At 71.6% G+C, this 652-nt stretch carries 1 pseudogene; it reads left to right on the top strand.

The window, feature by feature from the left end:
- Positions 1-652: pseudogene (locus tag AC08OO_RS08280) on the top strand (IS607 family element RNA-guided endonuclease TnpB); the annotation flags it as partial.

Here is a 652-nt window from a genome sequence, read left to right on the forward strand (position 1 = left end):
TGGCCCGGGTGAGGGCGGCGCTCGCCCAGCGGGACGCCGAGAAGACGTACGGCCTGGCCGGTGATTTGCTCACCTCGGTGCCGTGGACACTCCCGGCGCTGCGGCTGGCGTGGAATGCAACCAAGGGCGACGTTGCGCCGTGGTGGGCGGAGTGCTCGAAGGAGGCGTTCTCGGCCGGGCTTGACCAGCTCGCCCGTGGGTTGAAGAACTTCACCGACTCCCGCAACGGCAGGCGCAAAGGACGGCGGGTCGGCTTCCCGAGGTTCAAGAGGCGGGGCAAGGCCCGCGACAGCTTCCGTTACACCACCGGCGCCTACGGGCCGGTCGGCGACCTGCACGTCAAGCTGCCCCGCATCGGCCGGGCCAAGGTTCACGAGCCGATGGGCGCCCTCACCGGACGCCTCGGCAACGGCCGCGCCCGGCTGTTGGGCGCGGCGGTATCCCGCACGGCAGGCCGCTGGTACGTGTCGTTCACCGTCGAGGTCGAGCGAGAGATTCCCGTCCAGCCATCCCGGCGGCAACGCGCCGCCGGCCCGGTGGGCGTCGACGTGGGCGTGAAGCACCTCGCGGTGCTGTCGACAGGTGAGACCATCGCCAGCCCGAAACGGCTCGCCGCCTCGCTGCGTCGCCTGCGCAAGACGTCGCGGGCCTA

Source organism: Frankia sp. CeCAU1, assembly GCF_977971845.1.